General features: G+C 67.9%; 22 protein-coding genes and 1 tRNA gene. 14 read left to right on the top strand and 9 right to left on the bottom strand.

What is annotated here, in order from left to right; all coding sequences use genetic code 11:
- Window positions 1–50: 50 nt before the first annotated feature.
- Window positions 51–956: a sigma-54-dependent transcriptional regulator gene (locus DMO17_RS00785; protein WP_110680414.1), complete on the top strand. Its 906-nt coding sequence runs from the start codon at window positions 51–53 to the stop codon at window positions 954–956.
- Window positions 957–1,023: 67 nt separating this feature from the next.
- Here DMO17_RS00785 and DMO17_RS00780 read toward each other — a convergent pair whose 3' ends face one another.
- On the bottom strand, window positions 1,024–2,250 hold the full coding sequence (locus DMO17_RS00780; protein WP_110680413.1) for an acyl-CoA dehydrogenase family protein: 1,227 nt from the start codon (window positions 2,248–2,250) through the stop codon (window positions 1,024–1,026).
- Complete coding sequence (locus DMO17_RS00775; RefSeq protein WP_110680412.1) at window positions 2,240–3,214, bottom strand: aliphatic sulfonate ABC transporter substrate-binding protein; 975 nt, start codon at window positions 3,212–3,214, stop codon at window positions 2,240–2,242. Before DMO17_RS00775 ends, DMO17_RS00780 begins: the two co-directional genes overlap by 11 nt.
- A 343-nt stretch (window positions 3,215–3,557) precedes the next feature.
- Between DMO17_RS00775 and DMO17_RS00770 the strand changes: the two genes are divergently transcribed.
- The 4 genes from DMO17_RS00770 (at window position 3,558) to DMO17_RS00755 (ending at window position 7,509) form a co-directional block, all read left to right on the top strand.
- Window positions 3,558–4,883, top strand: coding sequence for an OprD family porin (locus tag DMO17_RS00770; RefSeq protein WP_110680411.1), 1,326 nt, complete (start codon window positions 3,558–3,560; stop codon window positions 4,881–4,883).
- Between the two features lie 78 nt (window positions 4,884–4,961).
- Complete coding sequence (locus tag DMO17_RS00765) at window positions 4,962–5,951, top strand: aliphatic sulfonate ABC transporter substrate-binding protein (protein WP_110680410.1); 990 nt, start codon at window positions 4,962–4,964, stop codon at window positions 5,949–5,951.
- Between the two features lie 6 nt (window positions 5,952–5,957).
- Window positions 5,958–6,788: an ABC transporter permease gene (locus DMO17_RS00760; protein WP_110680409.1), complete on the top strand. Its 831-nt coding sequence runs from the start codon at window positions 5,958–5,960 to the stop codon at window positions 6,786–6,788.
- Window position 6,789: 1 nt separating this feature from the next.
- Window positions 6,790–7,509 carry an ABC transporter ATP-binding protein gene (locus tag DMO17_RS00755; RefSeq protein WP_110680408.1) on the top strand — a complete coding sequence of 240 codons (720 nt, stop codon included), beginning with the start codon at window positions 6,790–6,792 and terminating at the stop codon, window positions 7,507–7,509.
- A gap of 47 nt (window positions 7,510–7,556) precedes the next feature.
- On the opposite strand, the gene DMO17_RS00750 is transcribed toward DMO17_RS00755, so the two are convergent.
- Together DMO17_RS00750 and DMO17_RS00745 are read right to left on the bottom strand one after the other, a co-directional pair.
- Window positions 7,557–8,177 (bottom strand): LysE family transporter, encoded by a 621-nt coding sequence (locus tag DMO17_RS00750; RefSeq protein WP_110680407.1) that lies wholly within the window; start codon window positions 8,175–8,177, stop codon window positions 7,557–7,559.
- A gap of 68 nt (window positions 8,178–8,245) precedes the next feature.
- Window positions 8,246–9,040: an MmyB family transcriptional regulator gene (locus DMO17_RS00745; protein WP_110680406.1), complete on the bottom strand. Its 795-nt coding sequence runs from the start codon at window positions 9,038–9,040 to the stop codon at window positions 8,246–8,248.
- Window positions 9,041–9,165: 125 nt separating this feature from the next.
- On the opposite strand from DMO17_RS00745, the gene DMO17_RS00740 reads away from it, so the two are divergent.
- Entirely contained in the window at window positions 9,166–9,567 is a 402-nt protein-coding gene (locus tag DMO17_RS00740; protein ID WP_110680405.1) for a hypothetical protein, read from the top strand.
- A 43-nt stretch (window positions 9,568–9,610) separates the two neighbouring features.
- Here the strand turns inward: DMO17_RS00740 and DMO17_RS00735 are convergent, their stop codons facing one another.
- Complete coding sequence (locus DMO17_RS00735; protein WP_110680404.1) at window positions 9,611–10,606, bottom strand: sulfate ABC transporter substrate-binding protein; 996 nt, start codon at window positions 10,604–10,606, stop codon at window positions 9,611–9,613.
- A gap of 205 nt (window positions 10,607–10,811) precedes the next feature.
- On the opposite strand from DMO17_RS00735, the gene DMO17_RS00730 reads away from it, so the two are divergent.
- The 7 genes from DMO17_RS00730 to DMO17_RS00700 all read left to right on the top strand — a co-directional run bounded on the left by DMO17_RS00730 (window position 10,812) and on the right by DMO17_RS00700 (window position 16,509).
- Window positions 10,812–11,450: a peroxiredoxin gene (locus tag DMO17_RS00730; RefSeq protein WP_110680403.1), complete on the top strand. Its 639-nt coding sequence runs from the start codon at window positions 10,812–10,814 to the stop codon at window positions 11,448–11,450.
- A gap of 9 nt (window positions 11,451–11,459) precedes the next feature.
- Window positions 11,460–12,053: an NADPH-dependent FMN reductase gene (gene ssuE, locus DMO17_RS00725; protein WP_110680402.1), complete on the top strand. Its 594-nt coding sequence runs from the start codon at window positions 11,460–11,462 to the stop codon at window positions 12,051–12,053.
- Window positions 12,054–12,157: 104 nt separating this feature from the next.
- Window positions 12,158–13,126, top strand: a complete 969-nt coding sequence (locus tag DMO17_RS00720; protein WP_110680401.1) for a sulfonate ABC transporter substrate-binding protein — start codon at window positions 12,158–12,160, stop codon at window positions 13,124–13,126.
- A 185-nt stretch (window positions 13,127–13,311) separates the two neighbouring features.
- Complete coding sequence (ssuD, locus tag DMO17_RS00715) at window positions 13,312–14,460, top strand: FMNH2-dependent alkanesulfonate monooxygenase (protein ID WP_110680400.1); 1,149 nt, start codon at window positions 13,312–13,314, stop codon at window positions 14,458–14,460.
- A gap of 137 nt (window positions 14,461–14,597) precedes the next feature.
- Window positions 14,598–15,392 (top strand): aliphatic sulfonate ABC transporter permease SsuC, encoded by a 795-nt coding sequence (gene ssuC, locus DMO17_RS00710; protein WP_110680399.1) that lies wholly within the window; start codon window positions 14,598–14,600, stop codon window positions 15,390–15,392.
- Window positions 15,389–16,189 carry an aliphatic sulfonates ABC transporter ATP-binding protein gene (gene ssuB / locus DMO17_RS00705; RefSeq protein ID WP_110680398.1) on the top strand — a complete coding sequence of 267 codons (801 nt, stop codon included), beginning with the start codon at window positions 15,389–15,391 and terminating at the stop codon, window positions 16,187–16,189. The genes ssuC and ssuB overlap by 4 nt, the downstream gene beginning before the upstream one ends.
- A 104-nt stretch (window positions 16,190–16,293) precedes the next feature.
- Window positions 16,294–16,509, top strand: coding sequence for a TOBE domain-containing protein (locus DMO17_RS00700; protein WP_021699106.1), 216 nt, complete (start codon window positions 16,294–16,296; stop codon window positions 16,507–16,509).
- A 12-nt stretch (window positions 16,510–16,521) separates the two neighbouring features.
- Here the strand turns inward: DMO17_RS00700 and dibA are convergent, their stop codons facing one another.
- A complete protein-coding gene (gene dibA, locus DMO17_RS00695; RefSeq protein ID WP_110680397.1) occupies window positions 16,522–18,792 on the bottom strand; it encodes a phosphodiesterase DibA in 2,271 nt (756 codons plus the stop codon).
- A 170-nt stretch (window positions 18,793–18,962) separates the two neighbouring features.
- Between dibA and desA the strand changes: the two genes are divergently transcribed.
- On the top strand, window positions 18,963–20,153 hold the full coding sequence (desA, locus tag DMO17_RS00690; protein WP_110680396.1) for a delta-9 fatty acid desaturase DesA: 1,191 nt from the start codon (window positions 18,963–18,965) through the stop codon (window positions 20,151–20,153).
- Between the two features lie 86 nt (window positions 20,154–20,239).
- On the opposite strand, the gene DMO17_RS00685 is transcribed toward desA, so the two are convergent.
- From DMO17_RS00685 to DMO17_RS00675, 3 genes are all read right to left on the bottom strand, one after another.
- Window positions 20,240–20,316, bottom strand: a tRNA-Arg gene (locus tag DMO17_RS00685).
- 55 nt (window positions 20,317–20,371) lie between these two features.
- Entirely contained in the window at window positions 20,372–20,536 is a 165-nt protein-coding gene (locus DMO17_RS00680; RefSeq protein ID WP_110680395.1) for a rubredoxin, read from the bottom strand.
- Window positions 20,533–21,252 (bottom strand): NAD(P)H-dependent oxidoreductase, encoded by a 720-nt coding sequence (locus DMO17_RS00675; RefSeq protein ID WP_110680394.1) that lies wholly within the window; start codon window positions 21,250–21,252, stop codon window positions 20,533–20,535. Before DMO17_RS00675 ends, DMO17_RS00680 begins: the two co-directional genes overlap by 4 nt.
- Between the last annotated feature and the right edge of the window lie 54 nt (window positions 21,253–21,306).

Raw genomic sequence — 21,306 nt, 5'->3', positions numbered from 1 at the left:
CCCACCTGAGCCGGCGCTGCGCGCGGCTCACCGCGAGCAGAGACTGCCCCATGAGTCGCCCCGAATACCCGCAGCACGCCCTGCTGACCTTCACCGAAAGCGAAAAAAGCCCGCTGAGCATCCGCGCCAAGGCGCTGGTGTTCGTCGACCCGCGCTCGCGCCAGCTGCGCGACCAGGCCAACCGCCTGGCCAGCAGCGGTCTGGCCGTGCTCATACGAGGCGAAACCGGCACCGGCAAGGAGCTATTGGCCCGGCATATCCACCGCGAGAGCGAACGCGGCGGGCTGTTCGTCGCCGTCAATTGCGCGGCCATCAGCCCGCGCTGGGGCCAGGCCGAGCTGTTCGGCCATGTCGCCGGGGCCTATGCCGGTGGCCCCGGCAGCCGCGCCGGCTGGTTCGGCTCGGCCAGTGGCGGAACCCTCTACCTGGACGAGATCGGCGACCTGCCCCTGGCGCTGCAGGCCCAGTTGCTGCAAGCCCTGGAGACGCGCGAGGTGCAGCGGCTCGGCAGCCAGCAGGCCACCCCGGTGGACGTGCGCCTGGTCGCCGCCAGCAGCATCGACCTGGCCCGGGCGGTGGCCGCCGGCACCTTCGACGAGCGGCTGTTCCACTATCTCGACGAGGGCCGCCTCGATCTGCCGGCGCTGCGCGAGCGCCCCGGCGACATCCTGCCGCTGGCCGAGTACTTCCTCGGCATCCATGCCCAGCGCCTGGGCCTGGCCATCCCGCAGATCGGCCCGGCCGCCCAGGCGGCACTGGAGGCCCATGCCTGGTACGGCAACACCCGCGAACTGGAGAACAGCATCCACTTCGCCCTGCTGGTGTGCGGTGGTGCGGAGATACTGCCGCAGCACCTCGATCTGCCTGGCGCTGCATCGCTGCCGCTGATCGAGCGGCAACTGGGGCTGCTGACGCCGCAGGAGCGGGCGGAACTGTCGCGCCGCCTGGGGGCCTAGGCCACGCCCGTGGGCGCAAAAAAACGGGAGCCGCCCTGCCCGGACGGCCCCCGTGCAAAACGCGGATTCAGGAATACAGCGAAGGCGTCGGTGCCACGCCGCGCGTCAGCCACTGGCCGATGTCACGCACCTTGTAGTCCAGCGGGTCATGCAGGCTGTGCACCCGCACGTTGCGCCAGAAACGGTCGAAGCCGTAACGCGAGGCGCTGGCGCGGGCGCCCATGGCCTCGAACACCTGGCTGCTGATCTCCAGCGCCGTGCGGGCCGAGGCGACCCGCGCCTCGGCGATCAGCAGCGCCAGCTCGCCGCGTTCGGCCGCGCCCAGCGCCGGCTTGTCCCAGGCCCGCTGCAGGCGCTCGGCGGCGTTCTCGGCGAGCAGCAGGGCACCGCGGTAGAGCAGCCAGAGCTCGCCGAAGCGTTTCTGGATAAAGGGATCTTCGACCGCGGCCTCGACCCCCGCGCCGGCCCAGGGCCGCGCCTGTTCGCGCACGTAGCGCAGGGCGCCGTCCAGGGCGGCCTGGGCGTTGCCCAGGTAGAGCTGGGTGAGGATCAGCTGCGACACGCACACCCGCAGGCTGCTGCGCGGGCTCTGGCCGCCGGAGAGCAGCAGCTCGTCGCGGTCGACGAAGACATTCTCGAACTGCACCGTGCCGCTGTCGGTCTGGCGCTGGCCGAAGGCATCCCAGTCGTCGTTGATCGCCAGGCCCTCGCGCTGCGCCGGCAGCACCAGGAATACCCGCTCGCTGGCGCTGCCAGTGCGCGGCGCGCTGACCACCAGTGCGTCGGCGCCGAGGGCACCGGAGCAGAACGACTTGCGCCCGTTCAGCTCGAAGTGTTCCTCGCGCGCCTGCAGCTGCAGGCCGAGGTCGCGGCCATTGCTGGCATTGCCCCAGAACCAGCGCTCGCGCGCCGCGCGGGTCAGCCAGTGGCGCTGTTGTTCGGCGCTGCCGTGCAGCAGGACGGTGGCCACCTGCAGGTGGTTGAAGGCGAACAGGTGGGCCAGCGAACTGTCGGCGGCGGCCAGGTGGCGGACGATGCGGTAGATCTCCGGCCAGGGCCGTTCCGCACCATCGAAACGCTGCGGGATGGCCAGATTCAGCAGGCCGCTGTCGCGGATCAGCTCGCGCTCGGCACGCGCATGGCCGCCACGGCGGTCGCGCTCCACCGCGCTCTCGGCCAGCTTGCGCGCCAGGCGCTCGACCTTGACGGTGAGGTTGCCGAAGTCGGCGGGGAACAGCCGCGCATCCAGCAGCGGCTCGGCCTGCGGGTGCAGATGACGGGCTTCACTGGACATGTTCGGCCTCCGGCTGCCAGGTGGCCACGGCGCGGGTGTCGACGGCCCTGGGCAGCAGGCCCTCGGCGAAGAAGGCATCGGCGATCTTCTGTTGCTCGCCCAGGCCGTCCGGCTCCACCGGGCGCACCTGGTAGCTGCGCCGGCCGTTGGCCTGCTCGACGATGGCCGGGTCGAGGTTGCCCCACAGCGGGCCGAGAATCCGCGCCGCCTCGGCCGGGTTGGCGCGCAGCCAGTCGCCGGCCTCGGCCAGCTCGTGGTAGACGGTCTGCAGTACCTGCGGGTGCGCGGCGGCGAAGCGGCTGCTGGTCAGGTAGTAGCGCTGGTAGCTGGCCAGGCCCTGGCTGCCCTCCAAGGTGCGGGTCGGCAGCTGGCGCTGGGCGGCGCTGAGGAAGGGTTCCCAGATCACCCAGGCGTCGACCTTGCCGTTCTCGAAGGCGGCGCGGCCGTCGGCCGGGGTCAGGTAGGCCGGCTGGATGTCGCTGAACTTCAGCCCGGCCTTGGCCAGGGCGGCGATCAGCAGGTAGTGGGCACCGGCGGCCTTGGTCACCGCCACTTTCTTGCCCTTGAGGTCGGCCAGGTTGCGCAGCGGCGAGCCGTCCCGCACCAGAATCGCCTGGGCAGCCGGCGATGGCGTTTCGCGAGCGAAATAGGCCAGTTGCGCGCCGGCGGCCTGGGCGAACACCGGCACGGTGTCGGCGACATCGGCGGACAGGTCGATATTGCCGACGTTGAGTGCTTCGAGCAGCGGCTGGCCGCTGGCGAACTCGTGCCAGCTGACGCGGATGTCCTGGTCGGCCAGGGCTTTTTCCAGGGTGCCCTGGCTCTTAAGCAGGCTGATCAGCGTGGAGGACTTCTGGTAGCCGATGCGCAGCTGGGTTTCGGCCTGGGCGGGCAGGGCGGCGAGCAGGCCGAGGCTCAGGCCAAGGCCGAGCAGGCTGCGGCGGGAGAAGGGAAAGCGGGACATGACGGACCTCGTAGTGGGGTGTCCCGGCCAGGCGAGGCGGCGGAACACGGGAAACTTCGGGTGAAGGCAGGAAGTCCGGTGGTCCGGTATCAATCAAGCTAAGCGATCTAAAAATCAGCTCTCAAATACTTTTTGGGCATTAGCTTATGCGTAGCGCTGGATTCAGCGTTTATTCTTTTTAGTTTTATAAAAGTGAAAAACAATTCTTTTTAGGGATTAAGAAAATCCCCTAGATTGGCCGCCAAGCCGCCAGCGGACCACCGCACCGAGCCCGATCAATCAGGGGCTCCCCGCCAACTCGAGCCCCAGCACTAGACCAAGAACAGCATCTGGAGCATCGAGCATGAACAAGTCCACCCTGGCCCTGGCCGTCGCCCTCGGCGTGATCGCCCAGCAGGCATCCGCTGCCGGTTTCATCGAAGACAGCAAGGCCACCCTCGGCCTGCGCAATTTCTACATCAACCAGGACACCCGCAACGCGGACGCCAACACCCAGGAAGAATGGGGCCAGGGCTTCCAGTTCAACTACATCTCCGGCTACACCGAAGGCACCGTCGGCTTCGGCGTCGACGCCCTCGGCCTGCTCGGCGTGAAGCTGGACTCCGGCAAGGGCCGCCACGGCAACCCGGATTCCAGCAAGTACGGCGGTACGGTGTTCCCCACCGACGAGAACGGCCGCGCGGTGGACGATTTCAGCAGCCTGGGCCTGACCGGCAAGGTGCGCATCTCCAAGACCGAGGCGCGTATCGGCACCCTGCAGCCCAAGCTGCCGGTGGTCACCTTCAACGACGGTCGCCTGCTGCCGCAGACCTTCGAGGGCGGCCAGATCACCTCCGCCGAGATCGACAACCTGACCCTGATCGGCGGCCAGCTGGAACATGCCAAGGGGCGCAATTCGAGCAACACCGAGGGGCTGTCCATCGGCGGCGCCAACAATGCCGAGACCGGCCAGTTCAGCAACACGTTCTACTACGCCGGTGCCGACTACAAGATCAGCAAGGACCTGCTGGCGCAGTACTACTACGGCAACCTGGAAGACTTCTATCAGCAGCACTTCCTCGGCCTGACCCACAACTGGGCCATCGGCCCCGGCGCGCTGAAGTCCGACCTGCGCTACTTCCACAGCGACTCCGACGGCGCCAACGGCAGTGCCAGCGGCCGTGCCGATGGCTACGTCAGCACCGGCTACTACGGCTACGGCGTGACCAAGGGCGAGGTCGACAACGACACCTGGAGCGCCCTGTTCACCTACAGCCTCGGCGGCCATGCGTTGAGCGCCGGCTACCAGCAGGTCGAAGGCGACAGCAACTTCCCCTTCCTCAACCAGGGTGACGGCGCCACCGCCTATCTGATTACCGACCGCCAGATCGGCAAGTTCCTCTCCGCCGGCGAGCGCACCTGGCTGGCCGAGTACGCCTACGACTTCAGCAAGGTCGGCGTGCCGGGCCTGAAGGCTACCATCACCTACCTGTCCGGTGACAACATCGATTCGGCCACCGGCGAACAGAAGGAATGGGAGCGCGACTTCCGCCTCGACTACGTGCTGCAGGAGGGCGCGCTCAAGGGCCTCGGCGTCTCCTGGCGCAACGCCACCCTGCGCGGCAATACCAGCGCGGCGGACCAGGACGAGAACCGCCTGATCCTCAGCTACAGCCTGCCGATCCTCTGACCGGCCAGGCCTCACCTTTCTCCTGACCCGGCCGCCATCGGCCGGGAAGGTCTCACCCAGAGTCCAGGGAGATTCCCCATGAAAAGCTTCAAACCCCGTCATCTGCTCGCCGCGCTGCTGGCCGCCACCCTGCCGCTGGGCACGCAGGCCGCCGCGCCCCAGGAAGTCCGTCTCGACTACGCCTACTACGCGCCGACCAGCCTGGTGCTGAAAGACCAGGGCATTTTGGAAAAACGCCTGGCCGCCGATGGCATCGCCGTGAAGTGGGTGTTCAGCCAGGGCAGCAACCGTTCCCTCGAATACCTCAATGGCGGCAGCATCGACTTCGCCTCCACCGCCGGCCTGGCCGCCGTGCTCAGCCGTGCCAACGGCAGCCCGGTGAAGACCGTGTACATCGCCAGCCGTCCGGAATGGACCGCCCTGGCCGTGCCCAAGGACTCGTCGATCAAGAGCCTGGCCGACCTCAAGGGCAAGAAGATCGCCGCCACCAAGGGCACCGATCCCTACCTGTTCCTCCTGCGCAGCCTGAACACGGCCGGCCTGGGCAAGGGCGACGTGGAGATCGTCCACCTGCAGCACCCGGACGGCCGCGTTGCCCTGGAGCGCGGCGACGTGGACGCCTGGTCCGGCCTCGATCCGCACCTGGCCGCCAGCCAGCTGCAGGCCGGCTCGCGTCTGCTCTATCGCAACGTCGCGTTCAACAGCTACGGCGTGCTCAACGTCAGCGACCGCTTCCTCAAGGAGCAGCCGCAGCTGATCGGCAAGGTCATCGCCGCCTATGAAGAGGCGCGCCAGTGGACCCTCGCCCATCCGCAGCAGACTGCCGAACTGCTGGCCAGGGAGGCCAAGCTGCCGCTGGAAGTGGCCAGGCTGCAGCTGTCGCGCACCGACTTCAGCAACCCGCAGCCGGGGGCCGAGCACGTCGCCGCGCTGAAGGCCGCCGCGCCGATCCTGCTCGACGAGCAGCTGGTGCGCCCGGGTACCGACGTGGCTGCGGTGGTCGACCAGCTGATCAGTCCGCAGCTGGCCGCCGGCGTGATTGGCCAGCCGCTGGCCAAGACGGAGTAGTGAGCCATGCCCGCGAGTAGCCTGCTCGGCGCGCGCGTCGACAGCGACGCCGCACTGATCGTCCGGCGCCCATGGCTGGGCCACTGGCGCGGACTGGTGCTGCCGCTGGCCGTGCTGGTGCTGCTGGAGGCGCTGGTACGCCTGGACTGGATACCCGCGCACCAGCTGCCGGCGCCCAGCCAGGTCGGCCAGACCCTCTGGTGGCTGGCCGCCGGGGGTGAGCTGTGGGGGCATATCGGCGTCAGCCTGGCGCGGGTCGCCGCCGGCTTCGCCATCGGCGCGGCGCTGGCCGTGCTGATCGGCGCCTGGGTCGGCCTCAGCCGGCGCGCCGAGAGCTACCTGGAACCGACCTTCCAGGCCCTGCGGGCGATTCCCAGCCTGGCCTGGGTGCCGTTGCTGCTGCTATGGCTGGGCATCGACGAAACGCCCAAGGTGGTGCTGATCGCCCTCGGTGCCTTCTTCCCGGTCTACCTGGCGCTGCTCGCCGGCATCCGCAATGTCGACCGCAAGCTGGTCGAGGTGGGCCGCCTGCATCGCCTGTCCGGCGTCGAGCTGACCCGGCGCATCCTCCTACCGGCGGCGCTGCCGAGCCTGTTCACCGGCCTGCGCGGGGCGCTCAGCCTGAGCTGGATGTTCCTCGTTGCCGCCGAACTGATCGCCGCCACCCAGGGCCTTGGCTACCTGCTCAGCGATGGCCGCGAGACTTCGCGACCGGACCTGGTGATCGCCGCCATCCTCCTGCTGGCCGTGCTCGGCAAGCTCAGCGACGGCCTGCTCAAACGGCTGGAGACCCGCGCGCTGCACTGGCGCGACAGCTTCGTCGGCGGGGAGGGCTGAGATGAGCGCATTGCTGGAGCTACGTGGCATCCGCAAGGCCTTCGCCGGCCAGCGCGTGCTGGACGATATCGACCTGAGCCTGGCACCGGGCGAAATCGTCAGCCTGCTCGGCCCCAGCGGCTGCGGCAAGAGCACGCTGCTGCGCATCGCTGCCGGCCTCGACCAGGATTTCACCGGCGGCCTGGCGCATAACCCGTTGCTGGATTTCGGTGGTGGCACGGGAATCGGCGTGGTGTTTCAGGAGCCGCGCCTGCTGCCCTGGCTGAACGTGGCGCAGAACGTCGGCTTCGCCGATGGCCGTGGCGCCGATGCGCAGTGGATCGAGCAATTGCTGGAGGATGTCGGCCTGGCCGGCCAGGGCGGCAAGCTGCCCAAGCAGCTCTCCGGCGGCATGGCCCAGCGCGTGGCCATCGCCCGCGGCCTGTACCAGCGCCCGCAGGTGCTGCTGCTGGACGAGCCGTTCAGCGCGGTGGACGCCTTCACCCGCATGAAGCTGCAGGACCTGGTGGTGGGCCTGGCGGACCGCTATGGCATCGCCCTGCTGCTGGTCACCCACGATCTCGACGAAGCCTTCTATCTCAGCGACCGGGTGCTGATCCTCGGCGGCAGCCCCAGTCGCATCCAGCGCGAGCTGGCGGTGCCGCTGCCCCACCCGCGCGACCGCCGCGCGGCTGAGCTGGCGTACCTGCGTGGCGAGGCGCTGACCGAGCTGACGCTGTAAACGAACCTCAAGGTGGAAGCATTTCCGGGCCCTATGGCCCGGTTTTTTTAGCTGCGCTGCAACGACGAGGCGGCCAGGCCCAGGCCCAGCGCTACCAGCACGCCGCCGATGGCGCGTTCGATCAGGTGCCGGCTGCGGGCGACGAAGCCGCGCGCCGCCTCCGAGGACAGGCCGTAGGCCACCAGGGCGAACCAGAACAGGTGGGCGACGGCCATGAACAGGCCGTAGCCGAGCTGGGTCAGGGGGGCGGTGTCCGGGCTGATCACCTGGGTGAACAGGGCGACCACGAACAGCGTGGTCTTGGGGTTCAGTGCATTGGTCAGGAAGCCCACGCGCAGCGCCTGCCAGTCGCTCAGCTGCGGCGCGGCGACTACCTGCTGCGGGTCGAGCTTGCGGCTGCGCAGCATGCCGATGCCGAGCCAGATCAGGTAGGCGGCGCCGGCGAACTTGACCAGGTTGAACAGCAGGATCGACTGCGAAATCAGCAGGCCGATGCCGAGCATCGAATAGGTCACATGGACCAGCACGCCGAGGCTGATGCCCAGCGCCGTGAGCAGGCCGGCGCGGCGCGAGAGGAACATGCTGTTGCGGCTGACCATGGCGAAGTCGGCGCCGGGGCTGATCACCGCGAGCAGGGTGATGGTGATGACCGAGACGAGTTCGAGCATGGTGCAGTCCGCGTTCCTGAGGGGGCGGTCAGGATGGCGGCTCCGCTGGCGCCCTGCAAGCGCCGGCCTCAGCCGGGCGACGAAGCGGCCAGCTGGCGCAGATACGCGGCACTGCTCTCGTCGGCCGGGAAGAAGGTCTCCAGCGCCAGCTCGGCCAGCGTCACGTCGTTGGGCGTGCCGAACACCGTGACGGTGCTGATCATGCTGAGCACACCCTGCTCGGTGCGCAGCTGCAGCGGCATCAGCACGTTCTCCGGCTGCGGCTCGGCCTTCTCGGCCGGCGCGGGATAGCTCAGCAGCTCCTCTTGCAGCGCCACCAGCTGCGGGTCGCCGCTGATGTCGATGTCGTGCTGCAGGCGCATCAGCAGGTAGGCGCGCCACTGCGCCAGGTTGACGATGCGTGGCGCCAGGCCGTGCGGGTGCAGGGAAATGCGCAGCACGTTGAGCGGCGGGCCGAGCAGCTCGGCCGGCACGCCGGCGAGGAAGGGCGCCACCGCGGCGTTGGCCGCCAGCAGGTTCCACTGGCGGTCGATGGTCAGCGCCGGGTAGGGCTCGTGGGCCTTGAGCAGCTGCTCGATGGCGGCGCGGGCGGCGGCCAGGGCCGGGTCGTCCAGCGTGTGCTGGCTGTACAGCGGCGCGTAGCCGGCGGCACTGAGCAGGCGGTTGCGCTCGCGCAGGGGAATTTCCAGCTGCTCGGCCAGGTGCAGCAGCATCTCGCGGCTGGGCAGGGCGCGGCCGGTCTCGACGAAGCTCAGGTGGCGGGTGGAGATGTCCGCCTCGCAGGCCAGGTCGAGCTGGCTCAGGCGGCGACGCTGGCGCCACTGGCGCAACAGGGCGCCGACGGGGTGATTGGCTGTGTTCATGGGTTCGGACGATAGACCAGCAGCTGCACGGCGACCATTACCTGCCAGGTAATCGACGCGCTGCCCGCAGTGGGAGAACCCTATGCCCAGGCGCCAATCCGGCGCTCTCTTCTGGAGGATTCGCCATGCATACCCTGAATGCTTCACCCTTGCTGCGCCGCGCCCTGTTCGCCGATGGCCTGGTCGGCCTGGCCACCGGCTCCCTGCTGGTGCTGGCCAGCGCCTGGCTGGCCGAGCTGCTGGCGCTGCCGCGTGAGCTGCTGCTCGGCAGCGGCCTGGCCCTGTTGCCGCTCGGGCTGTTCCTGCTGTGGCTGAGCAGTGGCGAGACGGTCAACCGCCTGCTGGTGTGGGCCGTGCTGGCCGTCAACGCGCTGTGGGTGGTGGACAGCCTGCTGTTGCTGATTGCCGGCTGGATCGCGCCCAACCTGCTCGGCCACATCTTCGTCATCGGCCAGGCGCTGCTGGTGCTGCTGTTCATCGAGCTGGAGCTGATGGGCCTGAAACGCTCCGAGCCGGTGGTGGTATGAGGGGCGCAAACAGGAAGCCCGGCATTTGCCGGGCTTCCTGGTGTCACTGTGCGGTGTATATCTGGTCGAACACGCCGCCATCGTTGAAGTGGGTCTTCTGGATGCTCGGCCAGTCGCCGAAGGTCTGGTTCACGTTGAAGAAGGTCACCGTGGGGAAGCGGTCGGCGAACTCGGCGAGGATCTTCTCGTTGCGCGGGCGCAGGTAGTTGTTGGCGGCGATGCGCTGGCCCTGCTCCGACCACAGGTACTTCAGGTAGGCCTCGGCCTCGGCGCGGGTGCCCTTCCTGTCCACCACCTTGTCGACCACCGCCACCGGCGGCTCGGCTTCGGCGGAAACCGTCGGGTAGACCACCTCGAAGCTGCCGCGGCCGAACTCGCGGGCGATCATCTCGGCCTCGTTCTCGAAGGTCACCAGCACATCGCCGATCTGGTTCTGGATGAAGGTGGTGGTGGCGGCGCGGCCGCCGGTGTCCAGCACCGGCGCCTGCTTGAACAGCTTGCCGACGAAGTCGCGGGCCTTGCTCTCGTCGCCGCCGTTCTGCAGCACGTAGCCCCAGGCGGACAGGTAGGTGTAGCGGCCGTTGCCCGAGGTCTTGGGGTTGGGGACCACCACCTGCACGCCGTCCTTGAGCAGGTCCGGCCAGTCCTGCAGGCCCTTGGGGTTGCCCTTGCGCACGATGAACACGGTGGCGGAGGTGAAGGGCGCGCTGTTGTCCGGCAGGCGCGCGGCCCAGTCATGCGGCACCAGGCCGCCGTGGTCGGCGAGGGCGTTGATGTCGGTGGCCATGTTCATGGTGATCACATCGGCGGCCAGGCCGTCGATCACAGCGCGCGCCTGCTTGCTCGAACCGCCGTGGGACATCTGGATCTGCAGCGGCTGGCCGCCTTCGGCCTGCCAGTGCTTCTGGAAGGCGGCGTTGTAGTCCTTGTAGAAGTCGCGCATCACGTCGTAGGAGACGTTGAGCAGGGTCGCCGCCTGGGCGGAAGTGGCCAGGGCGAAGCCGGCGGCCAGCAGGGAAAGGGGCAGTAGGCGTTTCATCGGACGTCCTTGGATTCGGATAACGCCGCCGACTATAGAAGCGGATTTTTATTCTTTGAAAGAATAATTGATTAGATGCTTATGTCTTTTTATCGGAGCTCGCATATCTCTTTATGGAATAAATAAATCGTTATTTATTCTTTTATTCCATTTCGTTCCTGAGCAATAGTGAGCCCCACGCAACGAACCGCCAAGGAGCAACACCATGAGCATCCGTCTGGGCGATATCGCCCCCGATTTCGAGCAGGACTCCAGCGAAGGCCGCATCCGTTTCCACGACTGGCTGGGCGACAGCTGGGGCGTGCTGTTCTCCCACCCGGCCGATTTCACTCCGGTGTGCACCACCGAGCTGGGATTCACCGCCAAGCTGAAGGACGACTTTGCCCAGCGCGGGGTCAAGGTCATCGCCCTCTCCGTGGACCCGGTGGACTCGCACCTGAAATGGATCGACGACATCAACGAGACGCAGAACACCCGGGTCAACTTCCCCATCATCGCCGACGCCGACCGCAAGGTTTCTGGCCTGTACGACCTGATCCACCCCAACGCCAACGACACCCTGACCGTACGTTCGCTGTTCATCATCGATCCGCACAAGAAGGTGCGCCTGATCATCACCTACCCGGCCAGCACCGGGCGCAACTTCCACGAGATCCTGCGCGTCATCGACTCGCTGCAGCTGACCGACCAGCACAAGGTCGCCACCCCGGCCAACTGGCAGGACGGCGACGAGGTGGTGATCGTGCCGTCGCTGAAGGACGAGGCGGAAATCGCCCAGCGTTTCCCCAGGGGCTATCGCGCGGTGAAGCCTTACCTGCGTCTGACCCCGCAGCCGAACCGCTGAGGAGCCGCCATGCACGTGGTTCTGTTGTCCGGCAGCCCCTCGGCGCGCTCGCGCACCGAGCTGCTGCTGGAGTACGCCCGCCAGCATCTGCAAGGTCACGGCCTGGAAGTCAGCCTGCTGCGCGTGCGTGATTTCCCGGCCGAGGCCCTGCTGCACGCCGACTTCGCCAGCCCCGCCGTGCAGCAGCTGCAGGCAGCGGTGGCCAGTGCCGACGGCCTGGTGGTGGCGACGCCGGTGTACAAGGCGTCGTTCACCGGTGCGCTGAAGGTGCTGCTCGACCTGCTGCCGGAACGCGCCCTGGCGCACAAGGCGGTGTTGCCGCTGGCCAGTGGCGGCAGCCCGGCCCACCTGCTGGCCGTGGACTATGCGCTGAAGCCGGTGCTGGCCGCGCTCAAGGCCCAGGAAATGCTCCCCGGCGTGTTCGCCGTGGACAAGCAGATCGCCTATGCGGAAGGGGACCTCCCCGCGCGCATCGACGACGAACTGCGCGAGCGTCTCGACGAGTCGCTGGACCAGTTGCTCTCCGCCCTGGCGCGCCGGCCCCGGCCGATCGACCCGCAGCTGTTGAACGACCGGCTGGTGAATGCCCGCTGGAGTATCTGAACCGACGCGGGTGAAACCCGCGAAACACGCAACGCCCTTCCTTACTCACCCGCCAACGGGCGAGCAGGCCGACACCCAAATCACGAATTGCAAAGGAGAGCGCCATGCGCACTATCACTTTGCGTCGGAGCCTGGTCGCCCTGTTTGCCGCGGCCATTTCCTTCGGCGCCATCACTCAAGCTCAGGCCGAGACCCTGCGGATCGGCTATCAGAAATACGGCACCCTGGTGCTGCTCAAGGCCAAGGGCTCGCTGGAGAAGCGCCTGGCCGAGCAGGGCATCGAGGTGCAGTGGACCGAATTCCCCGGCGGCCCGCAGCTGCTCGAGGGGCTGAACGTCGGCTCGATCGACTTCGGCACCACCGGCGAGGCGCCGCCGATCTTCGCCCAGGCTGCCGGTGCCGACCTGCTGTACGTGGCCCACGAGCCGCCGGCGCCGACCAGCGAGGCGATCCTGGTGCCCAAGGACTCGGCACTGAAATCGGTGAGCGAGCTGAAGGGCAAGAAGATCGCCCTGAACAAGGGCTCCAACGTGCATTACCTGCTGGTGCGCGCCCTGGAGGACGCCGGCCTGAAGTACAGCGACATCCAGCCCGTGTACCTGCCGCCGGCCGATGCCCGGGCCGCCTTCGAGCGTGGCAGCGTCGATGCCTGGGTGATCTGGGACCCCTTCCAGGCCGCCGCCGAGCATCAGCTGCAGGCCCGTACCCTGCGCAATGGCGAAGGTCTGGTGGCCAACCACCAGTTCTACCTGGCCGCCAGGCCCTACGCCGAGAAGCACCCGGAAGTGGTCAGCGTGCTGGTCGAGGAAATCCGTGGCATTGGCGAGTGGACCCGCGCCAACAGCGCCGAGGCGACTGCCCAGGTGGCGCCGCTGCTCGGCTTGTCGCCGGAAATTACCCGCACGGCGGTCGAGCGCCAGGCCTACGGTGCGCAGCTCATCACCCCGGATGTGGTCGAGGCGCAACAGCAGATCGCCGACACCTTCAGCGACCTCAAGCTGACTCCCAAGCGCCTGAGCATCAAGGACGTGATCTGGACTCCTCCGGCCTCGGCCAAGGTGGCGCAGCAGTAACGGCCAACCCTATTCCCAGCCCCTGACTGTGGCACCGGCTCTTCCCTCTCCCGCTGGCGGGAGAGGGTGGCCCGCAGGGCCGGGAGAGGGGGCAGACAGCACAACGAATTCGACTAGCCCGGATGCAATCCGGGAATTCCGACCCGGATTGCATCCGGGCCCTGCATAACCAAGGAGACCACTCCATGAGCCTGAATATTTTCTGGTTCCTCCCCACCCATGGCGACGGCAAGTACCTCGGCACCGCCGAAGGCGCGCGCGCCGTCGACCACGGCTACCTCACCCAGATCGCCCAGGCTGCCGACCGCCTTGGCTTCGGCGGCGTGCTGATCCCCACCGGGCGTTCCTGCGAGGACTCCTGGCTGGTGGCCGCCTCGCTGATCCCGGTGACGCAGAACCTCAAGTTCCTGGTCGCACTGCGCCCGGGGATCATCTCGCCCACCGTGGCCGCGCGCCAGGCGGCTACCCTGGATCGCCTGTCGGGCGGCCGCGCGCTGTTCAACCTGGTCACCGGCGGCGACCCGGACGAGCTGGCCGGCGACGGTCTGCACCTGTCGCACGAGGAGCGCTACCAGGCCTCCGTCGAGTTCACCCGCATCTGGCGCCGCGTGCTGGAGGGCGAGACGGTCGACTACGCCGGCAAGCACATCCAGGTGCAGGGCGCCAAGCTGCTCTACCCGCCGCTCCAGCAGCCGCGCCCGCCGCTGTATTTCGGCGGCTCCTCCGAGGCCGCCCAAGACCTCGCCGCCGAGCAGGTCGAGCTGTACCTGACCTGGGGCGAGCCGCCGGCCGCGGTGGCCGAGAAGATCGCCCAGGTGCGCGCGAAAGCCGCGGCCCAGGGTCGCGAGGTGCGCTTCGGCATCCGCCTGCACGTGATCGTGCGCGAAACCAACGAGGAGGCCTGGGCCGCCGCCGACCGCCTGATCAGCCACCTCGATCAGGACACCATCGACCGTGCCCAGGCGTCCCTGGCGCGCTTCGACTCGGTGGGCCAGCAGCGCATGGCCGCCTTGCATGGCGGCAAGAAGGACAACCTGGAAGTCAGCCCCAACCTCTGGGCCGGGGTCGGCCTGGTGCGTGGCGGCGCCGGCACCGCGCTGGTCGGCGATGGCCCGACCGTGGCCGCGCGGGTGAAGGAGTACGCCGACCTCGGCATCGACACCTTCATCTTCTCCGGCTACCCGCACTTGGAGGAGTCGTATCGGGTCGCCGAGCTCCTGTTCCCGCACCTGGACATCGCCCAGCCGGAACGCCCGGCGTCGCGCGGCTACGTCAGCCCGTTCGGCGAAATGATCTCTAGCGACATCCTGCCCAAGGCCGCCTCGGCGAGTTGAAAGGCACCCCCTCCCTATGTGGGTGGGGGTGTGGTCACCGGCAACACAGAACATCCCCTCGCCCCTCCGGGGAGAGGGTTAGGGAGAGGGGCGGAGCCATCGCCCCACCGCAACGAATCGAAAGAAGGAGCGTTGCCATGTCGACGCACAGGCTACACAACATCGGTCGCCGCCTGGCACCCTGGGCCCTGCCCGTGGCCCTGCTGGCGATCTGGCAGGGCGCGGTGGTGGCCGGCTGGTTGTCCACCCGCATCCTGCCGGCGCCGAGCGCGGTCATCACGGCCGGCTGGGCGCTGCTGGAAAGCGGCGAGATCTGGACCCACCTGGCCATCAGCGGTCAGCGCGCCGCCATCGGCTTCGCCATCGGCGGCGGCCTGGGGCTGCTGCTCGGCTTTATCACCGGCCTGTCCAACTGGGGCGAGCGCTTCCTCGACAGCTCGGTGCAGATGATCCGCAACGTGCCGCACCTGGCGCTGATCCCGCTGGTGATCCTGTGGTTCGGCATCGACGAGGCGGCGAAGATCTTCCTGGTCGCCCTCGGCACCCTGTTCCCCATCTACCTCAACACCTACCACGGCATCCGCAACGTCGACCCGGCGCTGGTGGAAATGGCGCGCAGCTATGGCCTTAAAGGCTTCGCCCTGTTCTGGCAGGTGATCCTGCCCGGCGCGCTGCCGTCGATCCTGGTCGGCGTGCGCTTCGCCCTCGGTTTCATGTGGCTCACGTTGATCGTCGCCGAGACCATTTCCGCCAGCGCGGGCATCGGCTACCTGGCGATGAACGCCCGCGAGTTCCTGCAGACCGACGTGGTGGTGCTGGCCATCCTGCTCTATGCGGTGCTGGGCAAACTGGCCGATCTGGCCGCCCGTCTGCTCGAACGTACCTGGCTGCGCTGGCACCCGGCCTACCAGGCCAAGGCAGGTGCGCGATGACCGCCCTGCACAGCATCCGCCAGGGCATTCCCCTCGCGGTGGCAGGCATCCGCAAGGCGTTCGGCGAGCGCGAGGTGCTGCAGGGCATCGACCTGCACATCCCGGCCGGGCAGTTCGTCGCCGTGGTCGGTCGCAGCGGTTGCGGCAAGAGCACCCTGCTGCGCCTGCTGGCCGGCCTCGACCAGCCCAGCGCCGGCCAGTTGCTGGCCGGCAACGGCCCGCTGGCCGCCGCCCGCGAGGATACCCGGCTGATGTTCCAGGACGCCCGCCTGCTGCCGTGGAAGCGGGTGATCGACAACGTCGGCCTGGGCCTGTCCGGTGACTGGCAGCCCAGGGCCCGTGAGGCGCTGGCCGCCGTCGGCCTGGCCGACCGAGCGCAGGAATGGCCGGCGGCCCTGTCCGGTGGGCAGAAGCAACGCGTGGCGCTGGCCCGCGCGCTGATCCACCAGCCGCGCCTGCTGCTGCTCGACGAGCCGCTGGGCGCACTGGACGCCCTGACCCGCATCGAGATGCAGCAGCTGATCGAGCGCCTGTGGCAGCAGCATGGTTTCACCGTGCTGCTGGTGACCCACGACGTGGCCGAGGCGGTGGCGGTGGCCGACCGGGTGATCCTGATCGAGGAGGGTCGCATCGGCCTGGACCTGGCCGTCGACCTGCCGCGCCCGCGCCAGCGCGGCTCGGCGCGCCTGGCCGCGCTGGAAGCCGAGGTACTGGAACGCGTGCTGGCGCTGCCGGCCACGCCAGCGCCGCCCGAACCCGTTTCGCCGCTGCCGACGCAACTGCGCTGGGCGCTGTAGTCGGCCAACGAGCAGCAAGCCCGCAGCCCGGAGGTTATCCGGGAGCGGTGCCAACCATCACCCGGATTGCATCCGGGCTACTTGAGAGATGAAGGAGCACCACCATGACCATCAAAGCCATCAACGTACGCAACCAGTTCAAGGGCACCATCAAGGAAATCGTGATTGGCGACGTGCTGTCGGAGATCGACGTGCAGACCGCCGCCGGCATCGTCACCTCGGTGATCACCACCCGCTCCGTGCGTGAGCTGGAATTGCGGGTGGGCAGCGAGGTGATCGCCTTCGTCAAATCCACCGAGGTGTCGATCGCCAAGCTCTGAGGCTGGCGCCCGTCAGGCGTGCGCCGACACCGCCAGCAGCTGCTCGGCCGGCTGCGGGCGGCCGAACCAGTAGCCCTGGCCCAGGTTGCAGCCGATCTCGCGCAGGTAGGCAGCCTGCTCGGCGGTCTCGATGCCCTCGGCCAGCACGCGCAGGCCCAGGCTCTGGCCGAGGGTGACCACGGCGCGGGCGATGGCGGCGTCCTCGCCATCCTGTGGCAGGCCGCTGACGAAGCTCTGGTCGAGCTTGAGCTTGTGCACCGGCAGGCGCTTGAGGCGGGCCAGCGAGGAGTATCCGGTGCCGAAGTCGTCGATGGCCAGGCGCACGCCCAGGCCCTGCAGATGGCTGAGCAGCTCCTGGGCGCGCTCGGGGTTGTCCATCACCGCGCTCTCGGTCACCTCCAGTTCCAGGCGCGCCGGCGCCAGGCCCGTCTCGCGCAGCACACGCTCGACCCGGCGATCCAGTTCGCCGCGACTGAACAGGCGGCTGGAGACGTTGACCGCGACGAACTGCAGTGCGCTGCCCTCGGCCAGCCAGCGCACCATCTGCGCGCAGGCCTGCTCCAGCACCCAGGCGTCGATGGCACCGATCAGGCCGCTGTCCTCGGCGATCGGGATGAACTCGCCCGGCGGCACCAGGCCGCGCTCGGGGTGCTGCCAGCGCACCAGGGCCTCGACGCCGAGCATGGCGCCGTCGTCCAGGCGGTGGATCGGCTGGTAATACACGCGCAGCTGCTCCTGCTCCAGGGCCTGGCGCAGTTCGGCCTCCAGTTTGATGCGCTGGCGCGCCTGGGCGGTCATCTCCTGGCTGTAGAAGCTGAAGGTCTGGCGCCCGCTGCTCTTGGCGCGGAACAGGGCGGAGTCGGCATTGCGCAACAGCTGTTCGACGCTGTCGCCATCGCCGGGGAACAGGCTGATGCCGATGCTGGCGCCGACGAACAGGGTCTCGCCGCCGATGCTGAACGGCTGGCCCAGGCAGTCGAGCAGGCGCTGCGCCAGCAGCGAGGCCTGTTCGGCCTGGGCGCAGTCGCCACTGAGCAGGCCGAACTCGTCGCCGCCCAGACGAGCCAGGGTGACGCCAGGGCCGAAGGCATTGTTCAGTCGTTCGCCGATCAGCTTGAGCAGCTGGTCGCCGGTGTTGTGGCCGAGGCTCTCGTTGACGATCTTGAAGTTGTCCAGGTCGACCAGCAGCAGCGCGCCCCGGTGACCATCCTGGCGCGCGCGCTGCAAGGCCTGATCGATGCGCTCGCTGAACAGCAGGCGGTTGGGCAGGGTGGTCAGCGGGTCATGGTGGGCCAGGTAGTCCAGCTCCTGCTGCGAGTGCTTGATCGCGCTGATGTCGGAAAACACCGCGACGTAGTGGCTGAGGTTGCCGTTCTCGTCGTGGATGCTGCGGATGCACTGCCAGATGGGGAACACGTCGCCGCCCTTGCGCCGGTTCCAGATTTCCCCGCTCCAGGCGCCGCGCTGCTCCAGGGCGTGCCACAGGCTGCGGTAGAAGTCCGGGTCATGGTGGCCGGACTTGAACATGTTCGGCGACTTGCCCAGCACTTCGTCGCTGGAATAGCCGGTAATACGGCTGAAGGCCGGGTTGACGTGGACGATCTTCAGCTCGCGGTCGGTGACCAGCACGCCTTCCAGGGTACTGTCGAACACCACGGCGGCCTGGCGCAGGCTCTCCTCGTCGGCGCGGCGCTGGGTGATGTCGCTGGAGGTGCCGATGAAGCGGCTCGGCTCGCCGTCCTCGCCCAGCAGCAGCTGGCCACGGGCATAGAGCCAGCGGTAGTCGCCGCTGCGGTGGCGCAGGCGGAAGATGCCCTCGTAGTAGGGCGGGCGCTCCTCGACCAGGGCGCGCAGGCGCTCCTCGGCCAGGTGGCGGTCTTCCGGGTGCAGGCGCGACAGCCAGGCCTCGCGGTCGGCGCCGAACTCCTCGGGGCTGTAGCCGAGCATCTCGCAGTAGCGTCGTGAGTAGAACACCCGGTCGCTCTGCATGTCCCAGTCCCACATGCCCTCCTGGGCCGAGTCGAGGGCCAGGGCCAGGCGTTCCTCGCTGCCTTTCAGCGCCGCGCGTGCGAGGTGTTGTTCGCGCCAGTGCTGGGCCAGCGCGTAGTACAGGGCCAGGCCGCTGACCAGCACGAAGAGGAAGCCCTTGAGCGACTGATAATGGGCCAGCGCGTCGCGATCCAGGCCGAGCCACAGCAGCAGGGCGTCGCTGAAGAGAATCCACAGGGAGGCGATGGACAGGTAGAGCAGGGTCAGTTGCAGCGGGTTGCGCCGAAAGATCATCAAGGGGGGCCAGCCATGGCATCGGGAGTGTGCACTGCCGCACATTATAGATAAGACGGCATCCAGTGCATTCTCGTCTAACGGCGCACTGGCATTCTCCATCATCTTGGGGATAATGCCGGAGAGACTGAGTTTACAGTCGTTCTCTTCCCCGCGAGGCTACACCCTACATGTGGTACAACGGTTTACTCGACCTGTCGCCCTGGCAACTGGTGGCGGTCACCCTGGTGCTGACCCATATCACCATCGTCAGCGTCACCGTCTACCTGCACCGCTACTCCGCGCATCGCGCGCTGGAGCTGCACCCGGCACTCAAGCACTTCTTCCGCTTCTGGCTGTGGCTGACCACCGGCCAGAACACCCGCGAGTGGACCGCCATCCACCGCAAGCACCACGCCAAGTGCGAAACCGTCGATGACCCGCACAGCCCGGTGATCAAGGGTCTGAGCACCGTGCTGCGCAAGGGCGCCGAGCTGTACCAGGAAGAGGCGCGCAACGAAGAAACCCTGCGCATCTACGGCAAGAACTGCCCGGATGACTGGATTGAGCGCAATGTCTACAGCCGCTACCCGATCGGCGGCGTGACCCTGATGGCGATCATCGACCTGGCCCTGTTCGGCGTGCTCGGCATGACCGTATGGGCGATCCAGATGATGTGGATCCCGGTGTGGGCGGCGGGCGTGATCAACGGTCTCGGCCATGCCATTGGCTACCGCAACTTCGAGTGCCGCGACGCCGCCACCAACCTGGTGCCCTGGGGCATCCTGATTGGCGGCGAGGAGCTGCACAACAACCACCACACCTACCCGAACAGCGCCAAGCTGTCGGTGAAGAAGTGGGAGTTCGACCTGGGCTGGGCCTGGATTCAGCTGTTCAGCTTCCTCGGCATGGCCAAGGTGCAGCGCGTGGCGCCCATCGCCCACCGCGTCGAGGGCAAGCGCAGCCTGGACATGGACACCGCCATGGCCATCCTCAACAACCGCTTCCAGATCATGGCGCAGTACCGCAAGCTGGTGATCAAGCCGCTGGTGCAGCAGGAGCTGGCCAAGGCCGATGCCTCGGCCCGCCACCTGTTCCGCCGCGCCAAGCGCCTGCTGTCGCGCGAGACCAGCCTGCTCGACGAGCGCCACCAGGCGCGCATCGCCGCCATGCTGGAGCAGAGCCAGGCGCTCAAGGTGATCTACGAGAAGCGCATCGCCCTGCAGCAGATCTGGGTCAAAACCAGCAGCAACGGCCACGACATGCTCGAAGCGATCAAGCAGTGGGTGCACGAGGCCGAGGCCAGCGGCATCCAGTCGCTGCGCGACTTCGCCGAGCAGCTCAAGACCTACTCGCTGCGTCCGGCCACGGCCACGGCCTGAGCCAGCAGCGTTGCAGCGGAACCCGCCATTCGGCGGGGCCGTAAAAAAAAAGCCCCGGGGCGAATGCCTCGGGGCTTTTTTCTGTCTGGCGCATCCGGCGGGATTCGAACCCACGACCCCTGCCTTCGGAGGGCAGTACTCTATCCAGCTGAGCTACGGATGCGTTGCGGGGCGCAATCATACGCATCCGCTTCGCGGGCGTCCATGCGGGCTGTCGGTCAGAGCTCCTGCATGGCGAAGTCGGCCTTGCTCACGCCGCAGTCGGGGCACAGCCAGTCGTCGGGTACCTCGGCCCAGGGCGTGCCGGCGGGAATGCCATCGTCCGGCCAGCCCGTGGCTTCGTCGTAGATCAGGCCACAGATGATGCAGATCCAGGTCTTCATGCCGGCACCTGCTGCCCGAGCGGGCGCAGGCCGCGGTCGAAGTTGGCCAGCGAGGGAAAGCGCAGCGGTTCGATACTTTCCAGTCGCAGCAGGTAGTCGCGGTACTGATCGAGGATCACGCCACGCGCCTCGGGGCTGATATAGGGCACGTGGTAGGCGGCGAACGGCGGCAGCACGCGCATGCCGACATAGGCCAGGGTGCCACGCTGCAGCGGGCGCAGCATGGGCTCCCAGTCGCCGTGCACGGCATCTTCGTCCTCGAACATGTGCTGCTGGCCGCCGAGGCTGAAGCTCAGCAGCGCACGCTTGCCGGCCAGGCCGCCGCGGTCGTAGAAGCGCAGGCCGCCGTAGCAGGTACCGGAGACCAGCACGCGGTCGATCCAGCCCTTGAGCATGGCCGGCAGCGAACACCAGAACAGCGGAAAGTTAAGGATCACGAGATCCGCCCACAGCAGCTTGTCCAGCTCGGCGGCAATGTCTGCGGCGATAACGCCAGCCTTGACCGCCTCGCGCTGTTCCAGCGCATAGACCAGGTAATCGGGATTGCTGCGAGCCTGAAAGTCGGCGGCGCTGGCCACCGGATTCCAGTTCATCGCATAGAGGTCGGAGACCTGCACGGCATGGCCGGCGCCCTCCAGGGTGGCGACGGCCAGGTCCTTCATGGCGCTACAAAAGGACTGCGGCTCGGGGTGGGCGTGAACGATCAGGGTGTTCATGGGCAATTCCGGGAGCGGCAATAGGAGAGCAACCCTCTCCCTGGCCCTCTCCCA

Source organism: Aquipseudomonas alcaligenes (genome assembly GCF_003205495.1).
In the GTDB taxonomy this organism is placed as follows: Bacteria; Pseudomonadota; Gammaproteobacteria; order Pseudomonadales; family Pseudomonadaceae; genus Aquipseudomonas; species Aquipseudomonas alcaligenes_B.
Note: the sequence above shows the minus strand (reverse complement) of the source record. Positions and strands in the feature narration are given on the sequence as shown.

Excerpts from the sequence above, each read along its gene's own strand:
- DMO17_RS00785 (WP_110680414.1), top strand. The coding sequence starts at position 51 with ATGAGTCGCCCCGAATACCCGCAGCACGCCCTGCTGACCTTCACCGAA.
- DMO17_RS00780 (WP_110680413.1), bottom strand. The coding sequence starts at position 2,250 with ATGTCCAGTGAAGCCCGTCATCTGCACCCGCAGGCCGAGCCGCTGCTG.
- DMO17_RS00775 (WP_110680412.1), bottom strand. The coding sequence starts at position 3,214 with ATGTCCCGCTTTCCCTTCTCCCGCCGCAGCCTGCTCGGCCTTGGCCTG.
- DMO17_RS00770 (WP_110680411.1), top strand. The coding sequence starts at position 3,558 with ATGAACAAGTCCACCCTGGCCCTGGCCGTCGCCCTCGGCGTGATCGCC.
- DMO17_RS00765 (WP_110680410.1), top strand. The coding sequence starts at position 4,962 with ATGAAAAGCTTCAAACCCCGTCATCTGCTCGCCGCGCTGCTGGCCGCC.
- DMO17_RS00760 (WP_110680409.1), top strand. The coding sequence starts at position 5,958 with ATGCCCGCGAGTAGCCTGCTCGGCGCGCGCGTCGACAGCGACGCCGCA.
- DMO17_RS00755 (WP_110680408.1), top strand. The coding sequence starts at position 6,790 with ATGAGCGCATTGCTGGAGCTACGTGGCATCCGCAAGGCCTTCGCCGGC.
- DMO17_RS00750 (WP_110680407.1), bottom strand. The coding sequence starts at position 8,177 with ATGCTCGAACTCGTCTCGGTCATCACCATCACCCTGCTCGCGGTGATC.
- DMO17_RS00745 (WP_110680406.1), bottom strand. The coding sequence starts at position 9,040 with ATGAACACAGCCAATCACCCCGTCGGCGCCCTGTTGCGCCAGTGGCGC.
- DMO17_RS00740 (WP_110680405.1), top strand. The coding sequence starts at position 9,166 with ATGCATACCCTGAATGCTTCACCCTTGCTGCGCCGCGCCCTGTTCGCC.
- DMO17_RS00735 (WP_110680404.1), bottom strand. The coding sequence starts at position 10,606 with ATGAAACGCCTACTGCCCCTTTCCCTGCTGGCCGCCGGCTTCGCCCTG.
- DMO17_RS00730 (WP_110680403.1), top strand. The coding sequence starts at position 10,812 with ATGAGCATCCGTCTGGGCGATATCGCCCCCGATTTCGAGCAGGACTCC.
- ssuE (WP_110680402.1), top strand. The coding sequence starts at position 11,460 with ATGCACGTGGTTCTGTTGTCCGGCAGCCCCTCGGCGCGCTCGCGCACC.
- DMO17_RS00720 (WP_110680401.1), top strand. The coding sequence starts at position 12,158 with ATGCGCACTATCACTTTGCGTCGGAGCCTGGTCGCCCTGTTTGCCGCG.
- ssuD (WP_110680400.1), top strand. The coding sequence starts at position 13,312 with ATGAGCCTGAATATTTTCTGGTTCCTCCCCACCCATGGCGACGGCAAG.
- ssuC (WP_110680399.1), top strand. The coding sequence starts at position 14,598 with ATGTCGACGCACAGGCTACACAACATCGGTCGCCGCCTGGCACCCTGG.
- ssuB (WP_110680398.1), top strand. The coding sequence starts at position 15,389 with ATGACCGCCCTGCACAGCATCCGCCAGGGCATTCCCCTCGCGGTGGCA.
- DMO17_RS00700 (WP_021699106.1), top strand. The coding sequence starts at position 16,294 with ATGACCATCAAAGCCATCAACGTACGCAACCAGTTCAAGGGCACCATC.
- dibA (WP_110680397.1), bottom strand. The coding sequence starts at position 18,792 with ATGATCTTTCGGCGCAACCCGCTGCAACTGACCCTGCTCTACCTGTCC.
- desA (WP_110680396.1), top strand. The coding sequence starts at position 18,963 with ATGTGGTACAACGGTTTACTCGACCTGTCGCCCTGGCAACTGGTGGCG.
- DMO17_RS00680 (WP_110680395.1), bottom strand. The coding sequence starts at position 20,536 with ATGAAGACCTGGATCTGCATCATCTGTGGCCTGATCTACGACGAAGCC.
- DMO17_RS00675 (WP_110680394.1), bottom strand. The coding sequence starts at position 21,252 with ATGAACACCCTGATCGTTCACGCCCACCCCGAGCCGCAGTCCTTTTGT.